This is a genomic window from Streptomyces nidicola (assembly GCF_050106155.1).
Lineage (GTDB): Bacteria > Actinomycetota > Actinomycetes > Streptomycetales > Streptomycetaceae > Streptomyces.
In genome coordinates, this window is record NZ_JBNBPI010000001.1 from 5,069,270 (window position 1) to 5,087,868 (window position 18,599).

General features: G+C 71.4%; 15 protein-coding genes. 12 read left to right on the plus strand and 3 right to left on the minus strand.

The window, feature by feature from the left end; translation table 11 throughout:
* Positions 1-6 precede the first annotated feature (6 nt).
* From ACOKM3_RS23090 to ACOKM3_RS23105, 4 genes are all read left to right on the plus strand, one after another.
* Complete coding sequence (locus tag ACOKM3_RS23090) at positions 7-789, plus strand: type II secretion system F family protein (protein ID WP_426902945.1); 783 nt, start codon at positions 7-9, stop codon at positions 787-789.
* 124 nt (positions 790-913) lie between these two features.
* Entirely contained in the window at positions 914-1,150 is a 237-nt protein-coding gene (locus ACOKM3_RS23095) for a DUF4244 domain-containing protein (RefSeq protein ID WP_426902946.1), read from the plus strand.
* Positions 1,137-1,490: a TadE family type IV pilus minor pilin gene (locus ACOKM3_RS23100; protein ID WP_426902947.1), complete on the plus strand. Its 354-nt coding sequence runs from the start codon at positions 1,137-1,139 to the stop codon at positions 1,488-1,490. The genes ACOKM3_RS23095 and ACOKM3_RS23100 overlap by 14 nt, the downstream gene beginning before the upstream one ends.
* A 41-nt stretch (positions 1,491-1,531) precedes the next feature.
* Complete coding sequence (locus ACOKM3_RS23105) at positions 1,532-1,834, plus strand: Rv3654c family TadE-like protein (protein ID WP_426906876.1); 303 nt, start codon at positions 1,532-1,534, stop codon at positions 1,832-1,834.
* Between the two features lie 290 nt (positions 1,835-2,124).
* Here ACOKM3_RS23105 and ACOKM3_RS23110 read toward each other — a convergent pair whose 3' ends face one another.
* Positions 2,125-4,581, minus strand: a complete 2,457-nt coding sequence (locus tag ACOKM3_RS23110) for a DEAD/DEAH box helicase (protein ID WP_426902948.1) — start codon at positions 4,579-4,581, stop codon at positions 2,125-2,127.
* 82 nt (positions 4,582-4,663) lie between these two features.
* Between ACOKM3_RS23110 and bldG the strand changes: the two genes are divergently transcribed.
* The 6 genes from bldG to ACOKM3_RS23140 all read left to right on the plus strand — a co-directional run bounded on the left by bldG (position 4,664) and on the right by ACOKM3_RS23140 (position 11,086).
* The gene (gene bldG / locus ACOKM3_RS23115) at positions 4,664-5,005 is read left to right on the plus strand and encodes an anti-sigma factor antagonist BldG (protein WP_003975386.1); all 342 of its coding nucleotides are present in this window, start codon (positions 4,664-4,666) and stop codon (positions 5,003-5,005) included.
* Between the two features lie 115 nt (positions 5,006-5,120).
* Positions 5,121-5,546 carry an ATP-binding protein gene (locus ACOKM3_RS23120; RefSeq protein WP_426902949.1) on the plus strand — a complete coding sequence of 142 codons (426 nt, stop codon included), beginning with the start codon at positions 5,121-5,123 and terminating at the stop codon, positions 5,544-5,546.
* A gap of 291 nt (positions 5,547-5,837) precedes the next feature.
* Positions 5,838-8,249 (plus strand): sodium-translocating pyrophosphatase, encoded by a 2,412-nt coding sequence (locus tag ACOKM3_RS23125; protein ID WP_426902950.1) that lies wholly within the window; start codon positions 5,838-5,840, stop codon positions 8,247-8,249.
* 257 nt (positions 8,250-8,506) lie between these two features.
* Positions 8,507-9,088: a small secreted protein gene (locus ACOKM3_RS23130; protein WP_426902951.1), complete on the plus strand. Its 582-nt coding sequence runs from the start codon at positions 8,507-8,509 to the stop codon at positions 9,086-9,088.
* A 154-nt stretch (positions 9,089-9,242) separates the two neighbouring features.
* The gene (locus ACOKM3_RS23135; protein ID WP_426902952.1) at positions 9,243-10,769 is read left to right on the plus strand and encodes a DUF7059 domain-containing protein; all 1,527 of its coding nucleotides are present in this window, start codon (positions 9,243-9,245) and stop codon (positions 10,767-10,769) included.
* A gap of 119 nt (positions 10,770-10,888) precedes the next feature.
* The gene (locus ACOKM3_RS23140) at positions 10,889-11,086 is read left to right on the plus strand and encodes a hypothetical protein (protein WP_426902953.1); all 198 of its coding nucleotides are present in this window, start codon (positions 10,889-10,891) and stop codon (positions 11,084-11,086) included.
* Positions 11,087-11,114: 28 nt separating this feature from the next.
* Here the strand turns inward: ACOKM3_RS23140 and ACOKM3_RS23145 are convergent, their stop codons facing one another.
* Both ACOKM3_RS23145 and ACOKM3_RS23150 read right to left on the minus strand, forming a co-directional pair.
* Entirely contained in the window at positions 11,115-11,531 is a 417-nt protein-coding gene (locus ACOKM3_RS23145) for a DUF2752 domain-containing protein (protein WP_426902954.1), read from the minus strand.
* 3 nt (positions 11,532-11,534) lie between these two features.
* On the minus strand, positions 11,535-12,149 hold the full coding sequence (locus ACOKM3_RS23150) for a TM2 domain-containing protein (RefSeq protein ID WP_426902955.1): 615 nt from the start codon (positions 12,147-12,149) through the stop codon (positions 11,535-11,537).
* A 387-nt stretch (positions 12,150-12,536) separates the two neighbouring features.
* On the opposite strand from ACOKM3_RS23150, the gene topA reads away from it, so the two are divergent.
* Together topA and tmk are read left to right on the plus strand one after the other, a co-directional pair.
* Positions 12,537-15,380: a type I DNA topoisomerase gene (gene topA / locus ACOKM3_RS23155; RefSeq protein WP_426902956.1), complete on the plus strand. Its 2,844-nt coding sequence runs from the start codon at positions 12,537-12,539 to the stop codon at positions 15,378-15,380.
* A gap of 104 nt (positions 15,381-15,484) precedes the next feature.
* Positions 15,485-18,586, plus strand: a complete 3,102-nt coding sequence (tmk, locus tag ACOKM3_RS23160; protein WP_426902957.1) for a dTMP kinase — start codon at positions 15,485-15,487, stop codon at positions 18,584-18,586.
* The last annotated feature ends 13 nt before the right edge of the window (positions 18,587-18,599 follow it).

An 18,599-nucleotide genomic window follows, 5' to 3' on the forward strand; every position in this document is an offset into this window, starting at 1 on the left:
GAGGCGATGAACGTTGTCCACAGGCTGGGGGCGGTGCTGTGTATCGCGGTGACGGTGATGTGGCTGGTGCGGGAGGTCGCGGCACGGCGGGCGGAGCGGGCGTTGCGGAAGCGGATGCGGCTCGTGTTCGAGGTGGCCGCGACGGAGTCGGCGCGGCGGGCCGTGGGGCTGCCGGCCGTGCTGCGGCGGTGGGTGCCGGTCGTAGGGGCGGTGTGTGCCGGGTTCGTGCTGGTGGGCGGGGTGGCCGGGGTCGTGGTCGGGGTGGTCTGCGGGGTGGGGGTGTGGCGTTGGTGGCGCGGCCGGGAGGAGGGCGTGAGAGCCGGGGCGGGGGCGGGGGTGAGGGGTGCTGCCGTGCGTCAACTGCCCTTGGCCTGCGACCTCTTGGCGTCGTGCTTGGCGGCGGGTGCCGGGCCCGTGGAGGCGGCGCGGGCGGTCGGTGAGGCGCTGGGCGGGCCCGTCGGGCGGGGGCTCGAGCGCGGCGCGGCGCAGGTGCGGCTCGGGAGCGAACTGGGGGTGGCGTGGCGTGAGTTGGAGGCCGTGCCGGGCGCCGATGGGCTGGTCCGGCTGCTGGAACGGGCGGGCGAGTCCGGGGCTCCGGCGGCGGCGCCGGTGGCGCGGTTCGCCACGGAATGCCGGGCCGAGCGGGGGCGCCGGGCGACGACGGTGGCACGCCGGGCCGCGGTGGCGATCACGGCGCCCGTGGGCCTGTGCTTCCTGCCCGCGTTCCTGGTGGTGGGGGTGGTGCCGGTGGTGATCGGACTGGGAGGAGGGGTCTTTGGAGGGAGATGAGGCGGAACATCCCTGCTGATGGCTGATGGCTGATGGCTGATGGCTGATGGCTGATGGCTGATGGCTGATGGCTGATGGCTGATGGCTGGTCGAGTGAATAACGCTGTGGTTCAAGGGAGTTGGCATGAGTGGAATGCGTGTGGGGCGGGCGTGGTGCGAGCGGCTGCGCGGAGGCGCTCTTCGATGGGCGAGGTCGGTGCGGTCCGTGCGGCGGGACGCCGGGATGGTCAGTGCCGAGTACGCGGTGGGGCTGATCGCGGCGGTGGGCTTCGCCGGGGTGCTGTTCCAGGTGGTGACGAGCGACGTGGTGCAGTCGGCGCTGCAGTCCTTGGTGGCGAAGGCGCTCCATGGCTCGTTCTGAGGTCCGTCGTGACCGGGGGTTCGTGACGGCGGAGGCGGCCGTGGTGCTGCCGGTGCTCGTGGCGTTCACGATAGCGCTGGTCTGGGTGGTGCTCGCGGCGTCGGCGCAGATCAGGTGCGTGGACGCCGCGCGGGCCGGGGCCAGGGCGGTGGCTCGGCAGGAGCCCAGGGGCGCGGCGCTGGCGGCGGCGCGGGAGGCCGCGCCGCCGGGTGCGCGGGTCGAGGTGGGCCGGGAGGGCGATCTGGTGCGGGTGACGGTGCGGGCGAAGTCCGTGGGGCCGGGAGCGCTCGGGGTGGAACTGGGCGCGCAGGCCGTGGCGGCGGCGGAGGAGGCGACGTGAGGGGGCGGGGTGACCGGGGGTCGGCGACCGTGTGGGTCGCGATGGCCATGGCCGCGGTGGGGGTGGTGTTCGGGGCGGTGCTGGCCATGGGGCAGGCGGTCGAGGCGCGGCACCGCGCGGGTTCGGCGGCGGACCTGGCGGCGCTCGCGGCGGCGGACCACTGGGTGGACGGGAGAGCGGAGGCGTGTGCGCTGGCTGAGCGGGTGGCGCGGGCGCAGGGGGCGGATGTGGTGCGGTGCGCGCTGCGCGGCGAGGTGTCGACCGTGTCCGCGGCGGCGGGCCACGGGGCGTTCCGGTCGGAGGTGCGGGCACGGGCGGGCCCACCGGGGTTGGAGCCGTCGTGAGTGGCGCGCGGCACCGGGGGCCGCCTTGCCCACCCTGCCGCCCAAGGCGGCAGATTGCCCAAGGCGGGGCGGCGGCCACCCGATGCGCCCAGACAGCGGGTGGGCAATTCAAGCCCCTGCGGCGATTGAGCAGCGGGGTCCGGGGCGGAGCCCCGAGTCCGTAACACCGGTTCGGCAAAATCAGTCCCGCCGGCGTTTGAGGCGCGGGGTCCGGGGCGGAGCCCCGAGGCGTAGGGGCGGTCGACCGCCACGGTCCGGGTGGCACACCCCACCCACCCCGCCTACCCGACCTACCCCGCCGCCCCCTCCAGCAGCACCGACAGGAGCCGCACCGCCCCCCGCTTGTGCAACGGCTCGTTGCCGTTGCCGCACTTGGGGGACTGGATGCACGAGGGGCAACCGGCATCGCAGTCGCAGGAGGCGATGGCCTCACGGGTGGCGGTCAGCCACTCGCGGGCGGTGTGGAAGGCGCGTTCGGCGAACCCCGCGCCGCCGGGATGACCGTCGTAGACGAAGACCGTGGGAAGGAGCGTGTCCGGATGGAGCGGCATCGAGACGCCGCCGATGTCCCAGCGGTCGCACGTGGCGAAGAGGGGGAGCAGGCCGATGGAGGCGTGTTCGGCGGCGTGCAGGGCGCCGCCGAGGATCTCGGGGTTCACGCGGGCCGCGTCCAGCTGGTCCTCCGTGACCGTCCACCACACCGCGCGGGTGCGCAGCGTACGAGGAGGGAGGTCGAGTTTGGTCTCGCCGAGGACCTCGCCGGTGATCAGCCGGCGGCGGAGGTAGCCGACGACCTGGTTCGTGACCTCGACCGAGCCGTAGCACAACCTGCCGTCGCCCCAAGGGACTTCGACGTCGGTCTCCAGGATGGAGATGGCCGTGGTGTCGCGGGCGGTGGTCGAGTAGGTGGGGTTCGCGGTCTCGACGAGCGCGACGTTGTCGTCGAGGTCGAGCTTCTTCACCACGTACGTGCGGCCCTGGTGGAGGTGGACCGCTCCGTCGTGGACCGAGGTGTGGGCGGAGCCCGCGTCGACGGTGCCGAGCAGCCGGCCCGTGCCGGCCTCGACGACCTGCACGGGAGGGCCGCCCTCGCCGCGGATGTCCGCCAGGTCCGCCGCGGACTCGCGGCGCGTCCAGTGCCAGGCCTTCGTGGCGGAGCGGCGCCGCAGCAGCTTCGCCGCCTCCAGCTGCGGAAGCAGTTCCCCGGTCGCCGGGCCGAACAGCTTCAAGTCGGGTTCCGTCAGCGGGATTTCCGCCGCGGCCGCGCACAGGTGCGGAGCCAGGACGTACGGGTTGTCCGGGTCGAGGACCGTCGACTCGACCGGCTGGTCGAAGAGGGCTTCCGGGTGGTGGACCAGGTAGGTGTCCAAGGGGTCGTCACGGGCCACCAGGACCGCAAGCGCCCCCTGGCCCGAGCGCCCGGCCCGGCCTGCCTGCTGCCACAGGGACGCGCGCGTACCGGGGTAGCCGGAGATCAGCACCGCGTCCAACCCCGAGACGTCGATGCCGAGTTCGAGGGCGGTGGTGGCGGCGAGGCCGAGCAGTTCGCCGGAGTGCAGGGCCGCTTCGAGGGCGCGGCGTTCCTCGGAGAGATAGCCGCCCCGGTAGGCCGCGACCCGCCGGGCGAGCGAGCGGTCGACCTCGGCGAGCCGCTCCTGCGCGATCACCGAGATCAGCTCGGCGCCACGCCGGGAGCGTACGAAGGCGACGGAGCGCACGCCCTGGACCGCGAGATCGGTCAGGAGGTCCGCCGTCTCGGCCGTCGCCGTGCGCCGCACCGGCGCGCCCTTCTCGCCCTGCATCTCCGTCAGTGGGGGCTCCCAGAGCGCGAAGACCAGTTCGCCGCGCGGGGAGGCGTCGTCCGCGACCTCGAGGACCGGCAGACCCGTCAACCGCTGGGCGGAGGCGGCCGGTTCGGCCGAGGTGGCCGAGGCCAGCAGGAAGACCGGGTCGGAGCCGTAGCGGGCACATATGCGGCGCAGTCTTCGCAGCACCTGCGCCACGTGCGAGCCGAAGACGCCGCGATATGTGTGGCACTCGTCGATCACGACGTACTTGAGCGCCTTGAGGAAGGAGGACCAGCGCGGATGCGAGGGCAGGATGCCGCGGTGCAGCATGTCCGGGTTGGTGAGGACGTAGTTTCCGTACTGGCGTACCCACTCGCGTTCCTCGAACGGGGTGTCGCCGTCGTAGACCGCGGGACGAATCGCCGTACCAAGCGGTTGTGAAAGTTCCTTCACCGATCGGCACTGGTCCGCCGCGAGCGCCTTCGTCGGGGCGAGGTAGAGCGTGGTCGCGCCGCGCCCGTTCGGCGCCTCGGATCCGTCGAGCAGGGTCGACAGGACCGGGACCAGATAGGCGAGCGACTTGCCGGAGGCCGTGCCGGTGGCGACGACCACCGAATCGCCGTCCAGGGCGTGCTCCGCCGCGAGTGCCTGGTGGGCCCAGGGGTGCGCGATTCCGGCGGTCTGTACGGCCGCGATGACCTCGGCACGGATCCGATCGGGCCAGACGGCATGACGGCCGGGGCGAGGGGGCAAGTGCTCCGTATGGGTGATGCGCGCAGCCCTGCTCGGACCCGAGGCGAGCCGGTCCAGGACCGCACCGGGAGAGGGGCGGTCTGGGGCGGATGCCGAGGGTCGTTCGGATCGGTGATTCTTGGCCATCGGCACCGAGTGTGTCACTGGCGTGACGGACAATGCTCTCAAGGCGTCGTGCACGCCTGCCGGTAAGTGATTGAATGCCATCGCGGCTGGCGAACCGTCCCGGGGGATCAAGCCGAGGTGTCCCCGAGGGGCGACCGCTCGATAGCAAGGTGCTGGAGGATCCGTGGACCTGTCCCTGTCGACCCGTACCGTCGGCGATCGTACGGTCGTCGAGGTCGGTGGCGAAATCGATGTATATACCGCGCCCAAGCTGCGCGAGCAGCTGGTCGAGCTGGTGAACGACGGCAGTTTCCACCTTGTCGTCGACATGGAGGGCGTGGATTTCCTCGACTCCACCGGGCTCGGCGTGCTGGTCGGCGGCCTGAAGCGCGTGCGTGCCCACGAGGGCTCGCTGCGCCTGGTGTGCAACCAGGAGCGCATTCTCAAGATCTTCCGTATCACCGGACTGACCAAGGTGTTCCCGATCCACACCTCGGTCGAGGAAGCCGTCGCGGCGACCGACTGATCCGGTTGATGCCGGTGGCGACACCGGTGGAGACAAGGGGATCGGGCGGCCGAGGCCGGCCGGTCCCCGGGAGCACGCTCGTACAACCGTGGGCCCGTCTGTCCGAGGGGGATGCATGGCCACTGTCGAACTCCGCTTCAGCCCTCTGCCCGAGCACGTCAGGACGGCCCGTCTGGTGGCGGCCGCCGTGGCGCGCAGGTCGGGCGTGGACGAGGCCGTGCTCGACGAGGTCAGGCTCGCCGTCGGTGAGGCCTGCAGCCGCGCGGTCGGGCTGCACCAGAGCAGCGGCATCTCGGCGCCGGTGCGGGTGGCTCTGATCGAGGAGGAGAAGCAGTTCTCCATCGAGGTCGGTGACGAGGCGCCGCGCACGCCGCACCAGTCGGACACGGCGGGCTCCACCGACGATCTGGAGGCCGAAGGTGAGGACGAGATGGGTCTCGCCGTCATCAGCGGTCTTGTGGACGATGTCGAGGTCACCGCGGAGACGGACGGCGGACTCATTCGGATGAGTTGGCCGACCCTGCCGGCGACGCTTCCGTAGCGCGCCGACCGCTCCGCGCGCTGCCCGGAGATCTTTCGAAGAGGCCCGGTTCACCAGACGGTGAACCGGGCCTCTTCGGTATTTCCTGAGGTCGATCAAGCAATCGGCCAATAAAGGATCTTCGCTAATGCCTTCAGGGGGTTAGTAATTCAGCCTCGGCCTGCCGGGCGAGGTTCACCGAACATTTGCGGGGTAGGAAACAATTCCGTTTGCCGCGCCCTGTTTTGATCAGGGCCCGCTCCCTACAATCCGTCCACATCTTGAGCTCAGTCCAAGCGTCAAGGAGGACGAATGGCGGAGCCCTCTACCCCTGCTACGTTCGCAGCCGCAGTTCTGACCGACGACAACAGATTGATCGTCGTCGTCATCGTCGTCGTCGCGCTCGCGGCGCTCGCCGTCGCCGGAGTCCTGGTGCGCCAGGTACTCGCGGCCGGTGAGGGCACGGACTCGATGAAGGAGATCGCCGGCGCGGTCCAGGAAGGCGCGAAAGCCTATCTGGGCCGGCAGCTGCGAACCCTCGCCGTATTCGCCGTCGTGGTGTTCTTCCTGCTCATGCTGCTTCCGGCGGACGACTGGAATCAGCGCGCGGGTCGGTCGATCTTCTTCTTGATCGGCGCGGTGTTCTCGGCCGTCACCGGCTATATCGGAATGTGGCTCGCGGTGCGCAGCAATGTGCGCGTCGCCGCCGCCGCACGAGAAGCGACCCCGGCGGAAGGCGAGCCGGAAAAAGATCTCACCGCTGTCTCGCACAAAGCAATGAAGATCGCTTTCCGTACGGGCGGCGTCGTCGGCATGTTCACGGTGGGGCTCGGCCTGCTCGGCGCCTCCTGTGTCGTGCTCGTCTACGCGGCCGACGCGCCCAAGGTCCTGGAGGGCTTCGGGCTCGGTGCCGCGCTGATCGCGATGTTCATGCGTGTCGGGGGCGGCATCTTCACCAAGGCCGCCGACGTCGGCGCCGACCTGGTCGGCAAGGTCGAGAAGGGCATTCCGGAGGACGATCCGCGCAATGCCGCGACCATCGCCGACAACGTGGGCGACAACGTCGGAGACTGCGCGGGAATGGCCGCCGACCTCTTCGAGTCGTACGCCGTCACGCTGGTCGCCGCGCTGATCCTCGGCAAGGCGGCCTTCGGCGACGCGGGCCTCGCGTTCCCGCTGATCGTGCCAGCGATCGGCGTCGTCACGGCGATGATCGGCATCTTCGCCGTCGCGCCGCGCCGCTCCGACCGCTCGGGGATGAGCGCCATCAACCGCGGCTTCTTCATCTCCGCGGTGATCTCGGTCGTACTCGTGGCCATCGCCGTCTACACCTATCTGCCGGGGTCGTACGCCGACCTGGACGGCGTCACGGACGCGGCGATCAGCGGCAAGGCGGGCGACCCGCGGGTCCTCGCGGTCGTCGCCGTCGCGATCGGCATCGTGCTCGCGGCCCTCATCCAGCAGCTCACCGGGTACTTCACCGAGACGAGCAGGCGACCGGTCAAGGACATCGGCAAGTCGTCGCTGACCGGCGCCGCGACCGTCGTGCTCGCGGGTATCTCCATCGGCCTCGAATCGGCCGTCTACACCGCGCTGCTGATCGGGCTCGGCGTCTACGGGGCGTTCCTGCTCGGCGGTACGTCGATCATGCTCGCCCTGTTCGCGGTCGCCCTGGCCGGTACGGGGCTGCTCACCACGGTCGGCGTCATCGTCGCCATGGACACCTTCGGCCCGGTCTCCGACAACGCGCAGGGCATCGCCGAGATGTCCGGCGACGTCGAGGGCGCGGGCGCGCAGGTGCTCACCGACCTGGACGCCGTCGGCAACACGACGAAGGCCATCACCAAGGGCATCGCCATCGCGACCGCCGTGCTCGCGGCGGCCGCGCTGTTCGGCTCGTACCGGGACGCGATCCTCACCGCGGCCAGAGACGTCGGGGAGAAGGTCGGCGACGGCGGTCCGATGAACCTGGTGATGGACATCTCGCAGCCCAACAACCTGGTGGGGCTCATCGCCGGAGCCGCGGTGGTGTTCCTCTTCTCCGGGCTCGCCATCAACGCGGTCTCGCGGTCGGCGGGTTCCGTGGTCTACGAGGTGCGCAGGCAGTTCCGCGAGCACCCCGGGATCATGGACTACACGGAGAAGCCGGAGTACGGGCGTGTGGTCGACATCTGCACGAAGGACGCGCTGCGGGAGCTCGCCACGCCCGGGCTGCTCGCCGTTCTGGCGCCGATCGCGGTCGGCTTCACGCTCGGCGTCGGCGCGCTCGGCGCGTATCTCGCGGGGGCGATCGGGACGGGCACGCTGATGGCCGTCTTCCTCGCCAATTCCGGCGGCGCGTGGGACAACGCCAAGAAGCTCGTCGAGGACGGGCACCACGGCGGCAAGGGCAGCGAGGCGCACGAGGCGACGATCATCGGCGACACGGTCGGCGACCCCTTCAAGGACACCGCGGGCCCCGCCATCAACCCGCTCCTGAAGGTGATGAACCTCGTGGCGCTGCTCATCGCGCCCGCGGTGGTCAAGTTCAGCTACGGGGACGACGCGAGCGTGGGCGTGCGGGTCGCGGCCGCGGTCGTCTCGCTCGCGGTGATCGTCGGCGCCGTCTACATGTCCAAGCGGCGCGGCATCGCGGTCGGCGGGGACGACGACGGCGACCCGGGAGGCACCGGACGGGTGCCGGAACAGGCGGATCCCGCCGTGGTCACCACGACGCGGACATGAGGGACGTGCCGTATGTGAGGTGAGTGCGCGTCAGTACCACAGCAACAGGTGGGCGGGCAGTGCGTTTTGACGGACTGTCCGCCCACTGGTGTGCTCTGGCGTAGTTTTCCTACGTATCCGGGGCGGGCCCTTCCGGTTTCCAGTGAGCCTTATCTCTCTTGGTGCAAATGGCTGCTAAAGGTCAATAAAGTGGTCGTATAGGACACCCGGCGTGCGATTGTCGTGTGCGTGGCGTGTAAGTTCCGGGGCCGAGAGCCATGGAAGGGACCAATCCGGTGAACAAGAAGCTTGCTGCCGCACTGTCCGGCGGTGCGGTACTGGTACTGGCGTTGTCGGGCTGCAGCGACGACAGCAACGAGAAGCTGGACTCCTGGGCCAAGCAGGTCTGCGACAAGGTCCAGCCGCAGGCCAAGAAGATCGAGGCCGCGAACACCGCGATCCAGAAGGAGACCTCGGACAACAGCGAACCCGAGCAGGTCCAGAAGACCGACTCGAAGGCGTTCCAGGACATGTCCGACGCGTACAAGGCGATCGGTGACGCGGTCGACAAGGCCGGGGCCCCGCCGGTCGACGGCGGTGACAAGAAGCAGCAGAACGCCGTCAAGGAACTGGACAAGATCTCGACGTCGTACGCCGACCTGAAGAAGAAGGTCGACAAGCTCGACACCGGCGACCAGGCGAAGTTCGCCGACGGGCTCAAGGACATCGCCGGCCAGCTGGACACGCTGAGCCAGGACGGCAGTGACGCGCTCAAGAACCTCGAGGAGGGGGACGTGGGCAAGGCGATGGCGAAGCAGGAGAGCTGCAAGAGCGCTTCCGCTACGCCGTCGGGGTCCTAGGCCCCACGTTTTCTTCTGCGCCCCCGGGGTTGCGCCATTGCCGCGCTGCACCGGGGGCGCCGTCGTGTTCTCCGCGGCCTGCACCGGGGGCTGTGCCCACCCGTTCCGCCGTGCGGAACGCCTGCCCACAGCGGGGGAGCGTCACAATGGGGGTGTGAGTTCTTCCGCCTTTGTATCGCTGCCCTCCGTTGATCGAAAAGATGTCGCCCAGGCTCTGCGCGACGCCCTGGTTGCTGCCGAGTTCACTGCCGATGGGCTGCTCGAGCTGCTCGGGGCGTCCGCCTACGCGGCGCTCGCGCGCAGCGAGACCGTGCCCGCCCTGCGGGCCACCCGGGGCGAGCGGCCCCTGGAGACGCTCGTCCGGCTCTTCCTGTTGCAGCAGCCCGCGCCGCGCGAGCGCGTGGCCGAGGTGCTGCCGCTCGACGCGTGCCTGGAGAGCGGGTGGCTGCGGGCCGTCGGGGGCGACGAGGTCGCGGCGAGCGTCGACGTACGCCCGTACGGCGGCCCCGAGGGCGAGGACTGGTTCATCGTGTCCGACCTCGGGTGCGCGGTCGGGGGCGCCGGAGGCATCGGCAGCAGCGAGGAGGGCGTCGTGCTCGGGGTCGGCGGGGCGTCCACGACGCTCGCCGGGATCACCGTGCGTACGCCCGTCGGCTCGGCCCTCGACCTCGGCACCGGATCCGGGATCCAGGCGCTGCACGCGGCGCGCCACGCCACGCGGGTCACCGCGACCGACCTCAACCCGCGCGCGCTGCACATGACCGCGCTGACCCTCGCGCTGTCGGGCGCGCAGGACGCCGAGCTGCGGGAGGGCTCGCTGTACGAGCCCGTGGGCGACGCCACGTACGACCTGGTCGTCTCCAACCCGCCGTTCGTCATCTCCCCGGGAGCGCGCCTCACCTACCGGGACGGCGGCATGAGCGGGGACGATCTGTGCCGCTCGGTCGTTCAGGGGGCAGGGGAGCACCTGAACGACGGGGGGTTCGCGCAGTTCCTGGCCAACTGGCAGCACGTGGAGGGGGAGGAGTGGACCGAGCGGCTGCGCTCCTGGGTGCCGCGCGGCTGTGACGCCTGGATCGTGCAGCGCGAGGTGCAGGACGTCGCGCAGTACGCCGAGTTGTGGCTGCGCGACGCCGGTGACCACCGCGGCGACCCCGCCGAGTACGCGGCCCGGTACGACGCGTGGCTCGACGAGTTCGAGGCGCGCAAGGTGCGGGCCGTCGGCTTCGGCTGGATCACGCTCAGGAAGACCGCCGCCGAAGAGCCCTCCATCGTCATCGAGGAGTGGCCGCACCCCGTCGAGCAGCCGCTCGGCGACGCCGTGCGCGCGCACTTCGAGCGGGTCGACTGGCTGCGGGCGCACGACGACGCGGCGCTGCTCGGCGCGCACTTCAAGCTGGCCGGGGAGGTCGTGCAGGAGCAGGTCGGGCTTCCGGGCGCCGAGGACCCGGAGCACGTCGTGCTGCGGCAGGGGCGCGGGATGCGCCGCGCGACGAAGGTGGACACGGTCGGTGCCGGGTTCGCGGGCGTCTGCGACGGGTCGCTGAGCGCCGGGACGATCCTGGACGCCATCGCCCAACTCATGGGCGAGGACCCGGTATCGCTGCGCGACCGCACGCCCGCGCAGATCCGGACGCTGGTCGAGCAGGGGTTCCTGGAGCCGTTCACGCCCGTCGGCTGAGACCGGTCGGCCCCAATTCGCCTTGTGGCGCCCGGGAGTTCATCCCGGGTTCGGCTACCCGTGTCAGCGTCGCCCGCCTGGGTACCGGAATTCGGTCCGTAGCTGGGGGAGGCAAGGCGATGGAGAGTGTTCCCGCGGTGTTCGCAGGCGCGGTGTTCGGATTGTTCGGAGCGGGCCTGTTGGCGTGGACCGGGGCGCGCGCGGCGCACCGCGAGCCGGTGGCGTACGGGGTGCGCCCCGTGACGTCGGCGGTGCTCGCGGGGGCGGCCGGGGCGGGGGCCCTGGCGCTCGCCGTGTGGTGCTTCGGCCAGGTGTAGGGCCCTCCGGAGCCCACCCGGGCGCCGCTCAGAACACGTTGCGCACAACCGCCCAGATCAACGCCCCGACCAGGATCGCGGTCGAGCCGCGACCCCCGATCGACGGCGACCAGCGGCGGCCGCGCAGCCCCTCGTACGCCCAACGCCCCAGCAGAGCAAGGGCGAAGGGGGCGGCGAGCAGCAGCGCGGCGTTGTCGTGCCAGGCCATGGCGTACTGACCGTGCATCAGGTCGTAGACCATCCGCGTTCCGCCGCACGCCGGGCAGAGCAGTCCCGTGGCGATGCGGAAGGGGCAGCCCGGCAGGAAGTGGCCCGGCTCGTGCGGGTCCGTGCCGTACAGGTACAGCGCGGCTCCCGCCCCCGCCGCGAGCACCCCGAGCGGGGCCGCCGCAGGGGCGTTGAGCGCGCTCCTGAGGCGGGCCGTGGGGGATGCGGTGCGGGGCACGGGTCAGGAGTCCCGCAGCAGGCGGCCCTGGGAGTCGGTGGCGTTGCCGCCGGCGAGCATCATGATGCCGTCGATCAGGCCCCAGATGCTGCCGAGACCGCAGGTCACCACGGACACGATGAGCATCGCGACGGCCATCCCGGTGTGCCCGGTGTAGAAGCGGCCCGCGCCGAACGAGCCGAGGAAGATGCCGAGGAGACCCGCGGCGAGCTTCGTCTTGTCCGAGTACGGGCGGCCGTACGGGTCGTAGCCGTAGGGCGCGGCCGGGTCGTACGGCATGCCCATGCCGGGGCCCATGTTCGGGGCGCCCATGCCGGGGCCCGGCGGGGGCGGGTACGCGCCGCCGCCGGCCGGGGCGGAGCCGGGGTAGGGGTAGCCGTAGCTGGGCTGACCGGGCTGGCCCTGAGGCTGGCCGGGGGGCGGCGTGCCGTAGCCGGGCTGGCCCTGGGGCGGGGCGGGCTGACCAGGAGGCGGCGTGCCGTAGCCGGGCTGCGAGCCCTGCTGCGGGTAGCCGTACGGGCCGCCCTGCTGGCCCGGCTGGTCCGCCGGGGGCTGGTTGTACGGGTTCCCGCCCGACTGGTCCTTGGGGGGCTGGCCGTACGGATTGTTCTCGGACATGTCGGGAAGCTCCTGGATAGTGATGCCTTGGGGACGAGCCGGAGGCTCCCCGCGGGCTCCCCCAGCCATGCGCCATCTTGTCAGGAAGGGATAAACGGAGGGGTCCGAGGGCACGGGACGGCTCCTCAATAGGGACGTTCGCCACAGGAACCCGGCGCACGGGGCACCCATGCCGATACCCGGAGCCCAGGCGTCCGCTCAACGGTCCGGGGGCAGGATCACGAGGAGTCGGGTTACCGTTCCGAGTGGCTGCTGCGTGCTTTTCCCGTTTGACACACCGGCGGGAGGTACCGTCACACTCCGCAGCAGTGCCGCTGAAACGGCACGATCCCGCGGGAGAAAGCCATCGAAGAGGCCCCGAACCGCCGACCGGAGAGAAGAGCGAAGTTGTCCCCGACCAGCGAGACCGCACAGGGCGGCCGCCGACTCGTCATCGTCGAGTCGCCCGCCAAGGCGAAGACGATCAAGGGCTATCTCGGCCCCGGATACGTCGTCGAAGCGAGCGTCGGGCACATCCGCGACCTCCCCAACGGCGCGGCCGAAGTCCCGGACAAGTACACGGGCGAGGTGCGCCGCCTCGGCGTGGACGTCGAGCACGACTTCCAGCCCATCTATGTCGTGAACAGCGACAAGAAGGCGCAGGTCAAGAAGCTCAAGGACCTGATGAAGGACTCCGACGAGCTCTTCCTCGCCACCGATGAGGACCGCGAGGGCGAAGCCATCGCGTGGCACCTCCAGGAAGTTCTCAAGCCGAAGATCCCGGTCCACCGGATGGTCTTCCACGAGATCACCAAGGACGCGATCCGGGCCGCCGTCGCGAACCCGCGTGAGCTGAACAAGAAGCTGGTCGACGCCCAGGAGACCCGCCGCATCCTCGACCGCCTCTACGGCTACGAGGTCTCGCCGGTCCTGTGGAAGAAGGTCATGCCGCGCCTGTCGGCGGGCCGCGTCCAGTCCGTCGCCACCCGCCTCGTCGTCGAGCGCGAGCGCGACCGCATCGCCTTCCGCTCGGCCGAGTACTGGGACCTGACGGGCACGTTCGCGACGGGCCGCGCCGGTGACTCCTCCGACCCGTCGTCGCTGGTCGCCCGCCTCAGCGCGGTCGACGGAAAGCGCATCGCGCAGGGTCGCGACTTCGACTCGCTGGGTCAGCTGAAGGCCGGTTCGGCGAACACGCTGCACCTGGACGAGGCGAACGCCCGTGCGCTCGCCGCCGCCCTGGAGGACACGCAGTTCTCCGTACGCTCCGTCGAGTCCAAGCCGTACCGCCGCTCGCCGTACGCCCCGTTCCGTACGACGACGATGCAGCAGGAGGCCTCGCGCAAGCTGGGCTTCGGCGCGAAGGCGACCATGCAGGTCGCCCAGAAGCTGTACGAGAACGGCTTCATCACCTACATGCGTACGGACTCCACGACCCTGTCGGACACGGCCGTCGCGGCCGCCCGTTCGCAGGTCACGCAGCTGTACGGCAGCGACTACCTGCCGGACAAGCCGCGTACGTACGCCGGCAAGGTCAAGAACGCGCAGGAGGCGCACGAGGCGATCCGCCCCTCCGGCGACCGCTTCCGCACGCCCGCCGAGACCGGCCTGACCGGCGACCAGTTCAAGCTGTACGAGCTGATCTGGAAGCGCACCGTCGCCTCCCAGATGAAGGACGCGGTCGGCAACAGCGTCACGGTGAAGATCGGTGGCACGTCCGCCGACGGCCGCGACGCCGAGTTCAGCGCCTCCGGCAAGACGATCACCTTCCACGGCTTCCTGAAGGCCTACGTGGAGGGCGCCGACGACCCGAACGCGGAGCTCGACGACCGTGAGCGCCGCCTTCCGCAGGTCGCCGAGGGCGACGGCCTGTCCGCCGAGGAGATCACGGTCGACGGGCACGCCACCAAGCCGCCCGCGCGCTACACCGAGGCCTCGCTCGTCAAGGAGCTCGAAGAGCGCGAGATCGGCCGCCCGTCTACGTATGCGTCCATCATCGGGACCATCCTGGATCGCGGTTACGTCTTCAAGAAGGGGACGGCGCTCGTGCCCTCCTTCTTGTCGTTCGCCGTCGTCAACCTGCTGGAGAAGCACTTCGGCCGGCTGGTCGACTACAGCTTCACCGCCTCCATGGAGGACGACCTCGACCGCATCGCGCGTGGCGAGGCGCAGGCGGTGCCGTGGCTGCGGCGCTTCTACTTCGGTGAGGGTTCGGACGGCCAGGGCGGCGCCGCGGACGCCGGGAACGGCGACGGGGACCACCTCGGAGGCCTCAAGGAGCTCGTGACCGACCTGGGCGCGATCGACGCCCGCGAGGTCTCGTCGTTCCCCGTGGGCAACGACATCGTGCTGCGCGTCGGCCGCTACGGCCCGTACATCGAGCGCGGCGAGCGCGACTCCGAGAACCACCAGCGCGCCGACGTCCCCGAGGACCTCGCGCCCGACGAGCTGTCGGTGGAGTACGCCGAGGAGCTGCTCGCCAAGCCGAGCGGCGACTTCGAGCTGGGCGCGGACCCGGAGACCGGGCGCCAGATCATCGCCAAGGACGGCCGCTACGGCCCGTACGTCACCGAGGTGCTCCCCGAGGGCACCCCGAAGACCGGGAAGAACGCGGTGAAGCCGCGAACGGCCTCGCTCTTCAAGTCCATGGCGCTCGACACGGTGACGCTGGCCGACGCCCTGAAGCTGATGTCGCTGCCGCGCGTCGTCGGCCAGGACGCCGAGGGCGTCGACATCACCGCGCAGAACGGCCGGTACGGCCCGTACCTGAAGAAGGGCACGGACTCGCGCTCCCTGGAGACCGAGGAGCAGCTCTTCAGCATCACGCTGGAAGAGGCCCTGGAGATCTACTCCAAGCCGAAGCAGCGCGGTCGCGCGGCAGCCAAGCCGCCGCTGAAGGAGCTCGGCACCGACCCGGTCAGCGAGAAGCCCGTCGTGGTGAAGGACGGCCGCTTCGGCCCGTACGTCACCGATGGCGAGACCAACGCGACGCTGCGCTCGGCGGACTCCGTGGAGGAGATCACGGCGGAGCGCGGGTTCGAACTGCTCGCCGAGAAGCGGGCGAAGGGCCCGGCCAAGAAGAAGACGGCCAAGAAGGCGCCCGCCAAGAAGACCGCCGCGAAGAAGACGGCGGCGAAGAAGACGGCCGCCAAGAAGACGACCACGGCGAAGAAGACCGCGGCCAAGAAGACGACCACCGCGAAGAAGACCGCCGCGTCGGCAGCCGCCAAGAAGACGGCTTCGGCGGAGTAGCCGGCCGCTCAGCGGAACGAGTGCCTCCCCGTGAAACGTGCGGGGAGGCGTTCACAGCGGGAACACACCTTCGGTGTGTCAGCGGGTCCCTATAGGCTGGACGAATGACCCGTGCCGAGCAGCCAACGGACCCCAACACGGCCCCAGACGACGCCCTGGTCGCGGACTCCCGAGAGCGTGCGGTGCGCGCCTTGTTGCGCGTACCTCAGTTGAAGCGACTGTGGTCGGCGCAACTCGTCGGCGGAGTCGGCGACGTGATCGGGCTGCTCGTCCTCGTGGTGCTGGCGGTGCAGACGGCCATCCCCGAGGAGTCCTTCGGTGGTGGATACCGGGGTGTGGCCTTCGCCGTCGCCGCCGTGTTCGGGGCGCGGATCCTGTCGACGCTGTTGTTCGGTGCCGTCCTGCTCGGACCGCTGACCTCGCTGACGACGCCGGGCGGGCCGCTCGACCGGCGCTGGACCATGGTCGGCGCCGACGGAGTGCGCGCAGCGCTGCTCATCGTCGCCCCCCTGTGGATCGACTGGGTGCCGGACAACGCGCTGGCGATGCTCCTCGTGACGGCGTTCGTCGCCGGGGTCGCCGAGCGGTTCTGGACCGTCGCCAGGACGAGCGCGGCGCCCGCGCTGCTGCCCCCGCCGCCGCTGGAGGGCGCGGCCGTACGGCCGTTGCCCGACCACACGGACGCGCTGCGGCGGCTCTCGCTGCGCACCGGATTCGTCGCCGTGCCGCTCGGTGCGGCCGGCCTGGTCGTCGTGACCCTGGTGCAGAACCTGATCGGCGCGGGCGTGGACTGGTTCGCCGCGCACCAGGTGGCGCTGTCGTCCTACGTAGGGGCGGGTCTGTTCGCCGCCTCCCTGTCGGTCGTGTTCTTCCTGGAGCTGCCCGCCACGCAGACCCCGCGCGCGCGGTCGCCGCTGGAGGGGCTGCGCAGGCCCAGCACCGGTACGGGCGTGGACAAGGGCCGCACGGGCGCGATCCGGCTGCTCGTGCTCGCCTGCTCCTGCGTCGCCGGGGCGATCGCGGCGGCCGTCGCCGTCTCCGTGCTGCACGCCAAGGACCTGGGCGGTGGCCCGGTCACGTTCGGCCTGCTCGTGCTCGGCCTGACCGGCGGCACCGTCATCGGTATCCGCACGGCGCCCAAGGTGCTGCCCACGCTCTCGCGGCGCCGCCTCTTCGCCCTCGCCATCGCGCTCACGGGTATCGCGCTGCTCGCGGCGGGCCTGGTGCCCGATGTGACGAGCGTGATCCTCCTCGTGACGATCGCCGGGGTCACCGCGGGCATCGCGGCGAACACCGGACACGCGCTGCTCGACCAGGAGACCGAGGAGTCCCGTCGGGCGCGCACCACCGAGCACCTCCAGGCCGTCGTACGTGTGTCCGTCGCGCTCGGCGCGCTGCTCGCGCCGGTCCTTGCCGCGCTCATCGGGCCGCACCACCTGGAGAGCGGAAAGTTCGTCTTCGCGCACGGGGGCGCCGCGTTCACGCTGATGCTCGTGGGCGCGCTGCTGCTGCCCGTCGCCGCGCTCGTGCTCGCCAAGGCCGACGACCGCAGCGGGGTGCCGCTGCGGCACGACCTGCGGGACGCGCTGCGTGGCGGGAACGACCCGGTGCAGGCCCCGGCGGCGACCGGCTTCTTCATCGCCCTGGAGGGCGGGGACGGCGCCGGGAAGTCGACGCAGGCCGAGGCGCTCGCGGAGTGGATCCGCGGCAAGGGCCACGAGGTCGTCCTCACGCGCGAGCCGGGCGCCACGCCGGTCGGCAAGCGGCTCAGGTCCATCCTGCTCGACGTCTCGTCGGCCGGTCTCTCGCACCGCGCGGAGGCGCTGCTGTACGCCGCCGACCGCGCGGAGCACGTCGACACGGTCGTCCGGCCCGCCCTGGAGCGCGGCGCCGTCGTCATCTCCGACCGGTACATCGACTCGTCCGTCGCCTACCAGGGCGCGGGCCGTGACCTGTCGCCGACCGAGGTCGCCCGCATCAACCGCTGGGCCACGAGCGGTCTCGTACCGAACCTGACCGTGCTGCTCGACGTCGACCCGGAGGCCGCGCGCGAGCGGTTCACCGAGGCGCCCGACCGGCTCGAGTCGGAGCCGATGGAGTTCCACACGCGCGTGCGCTCCGGTTTCCTGACGCTGGCGGCGAGCGACCCCGGCCGCTACCTGGTGGTCGACGCCGGCCAGGAGCCGGAGTCCGTCACGACCGTCATCCGGCACCGGCTCGACGTACTCCTGCCGCTCTCCGAAGCCGAGATCAAGGCGCAGGAGGAGGCCCGCAAGGCCGCCGAGGAAGAGGCGCGCCGCAAGGCCGAGGAAGAGGCCGCCCGCAAGGCGGAGGAGGAGCGCCTGGAGCGCGAGCGCCAGGAGCAGCTCGCCAAGCTGCGCGCCGAGGAGGAGGAGCGCAAGCGCCGCGAGCTGGAGGAGGCGCAGCGCCTGGAGGCCGAGCGGCAGGCCGAGGAGGCCCGGCAGCGCGCCGAGGAGGAGCGCCGCAGGGCCGAGGAGGAGCGGGCCCGCCTGAAGGCCGAGGCAGAGGCACGCGCCGCCGAGCAGGAGCGGCTTCGTAAGCAGGCCGAGGACGAGGCGCGGCTTCGGGCCGAGGCCGAGGAGCGGCGCCTGGAGAAGCAGCGCAAGGCCGAGGAGGCGCTGCTGCGCGCCGAGGAGGCACGGCGGCTCGCGGCGCAGGCCGCGGAGCAGGCGCAGCGCAGTGCGGGCGCGCCGACCGCGAACCTCCGCAAGGTCGAGCTGCCGAGCGAGGCGCCGGACGACCGGGTGCCGCACGAGCCGGTGCCGGACAACGAGACGACCGTGCCGACGCCGATCGTCGACTTCACCAAGGCCCCCGAGCCCTCGGACGCCGACGAGACCACGGTGCTGCCGCAGGTGCGGGATACGGAGGACGCCGAGGAGACGACGCAGCTGCCGCAGCCGCCCGTGCCCGGCGCGGCGGACGAGACGGCGGTCCTTCCGCAGGTGTCCGAGCCGGCGGACCGGGTGCCGAGCGGTTACTTCCGCGATGAGCGGCCCGCGCGTTCCGGCCCGGACGGGCCCAACGAGCGGACGGCGGAGCTGCCGCAGGTCGACGAGAACGGCAGGCCGCGGCGGCCTCGGCCCGACTGGGCGGAGGAGACGCCGCTCGACGACCTGCCGTCGCTGGCGGACGAGCTGCTCGGTGGCCGTGAGGACGAGGACGAGCGGGGGCGTCGCCGGTAGGCGGCGACGGGGC

What these genes read in the sequence shown, in the direction of transcription:
- ACOKM3_RS23140 (WP_426902953.1), top strand. Translation starts at nt 10,889, where the DNA reads ATGGAGAGTGTTCCCGCGGTGTTCGCAGGCGCGGTGTTCGGATTGTTC.
- ACOKM3_RS23110 (WP_426902948.1), bottom strand. Translation starts at nt 4,581, where the DNA reads ATGGCATTCAATCACTTACCGGCAGGCGTGCACGACGCCTTGAGAGCA.
- ACOKM3_RS23125 (WP_426902950.1), top strand. Translation starts at nt 5,838, where the DNA reads ATGGCGGAGCCCTCTACCCCTGCTACGTTCGCAGCCGCAGTTCTGACC.
- ACOKM3_RS23105 (WP_426906876.1), top strand. Translation starts at nt 1,532, where the DNA reads ATGGCCATGGCCGCGGTGGGGGTGGTGTTCGGGGCGGTGCTGGCCATG.
- ACOKM3_RS23090 (WP_426902945.1), top strand. Translation starts at nt 7, where the DNA reads ATGAACGTTGTCCACAGGCTGGGGGCGGTGCTGTGTATCGCGGTGACG.
- ACOKM3_RS23120 (WP_426902949.1), top strand. Translation starts at nt 5,121, where the DNA reads ATGGCCACTGTCGAACTCCGCTTCAGCCCTCTGCCCGAGCACGTCAGG.
- ACOKM3_RS23100 (WP_426902947.1), top strand. Translation starts at nt 1,137, where the DNA reads ATGGCTCGTTCTGAGGTCCGTCGTGACCGGGGGTTCGTGACGGCGGAG.
- ACOKM3_RS23130 (WP_426902951.1), top strand. Translation starts at nt 8,507, where the DNA reads ATGGAAGGGACCAATCCGGTGAACAAGAAGCTTGCTGCCGCACTGTCC.
- ACOKM3_RS23150 (WP_426902955.1), bottom strand. Translation starts at nt 12,149, where the DNA reads ATGTCCGAGAACAATCCGTACGGCCAGCCCCCCAAGGACCAGTCGGGC.
- ACOKM3_RS23095 (WP_426902946.1), top strand. Translation starts at nt 914, where the DNA reads ATGAGTGGAATGCGTGTGGGGCGGGCGTGGTGCGAGCGGCTGCGCGGA.
- tmk (WP_426902957.1), top strand. Translation starts at nt 15,485, where the DNA reads ATGACCCGTGCCGAGCAGCCAACGGACCCCAACACGGCCCCAGACGAC.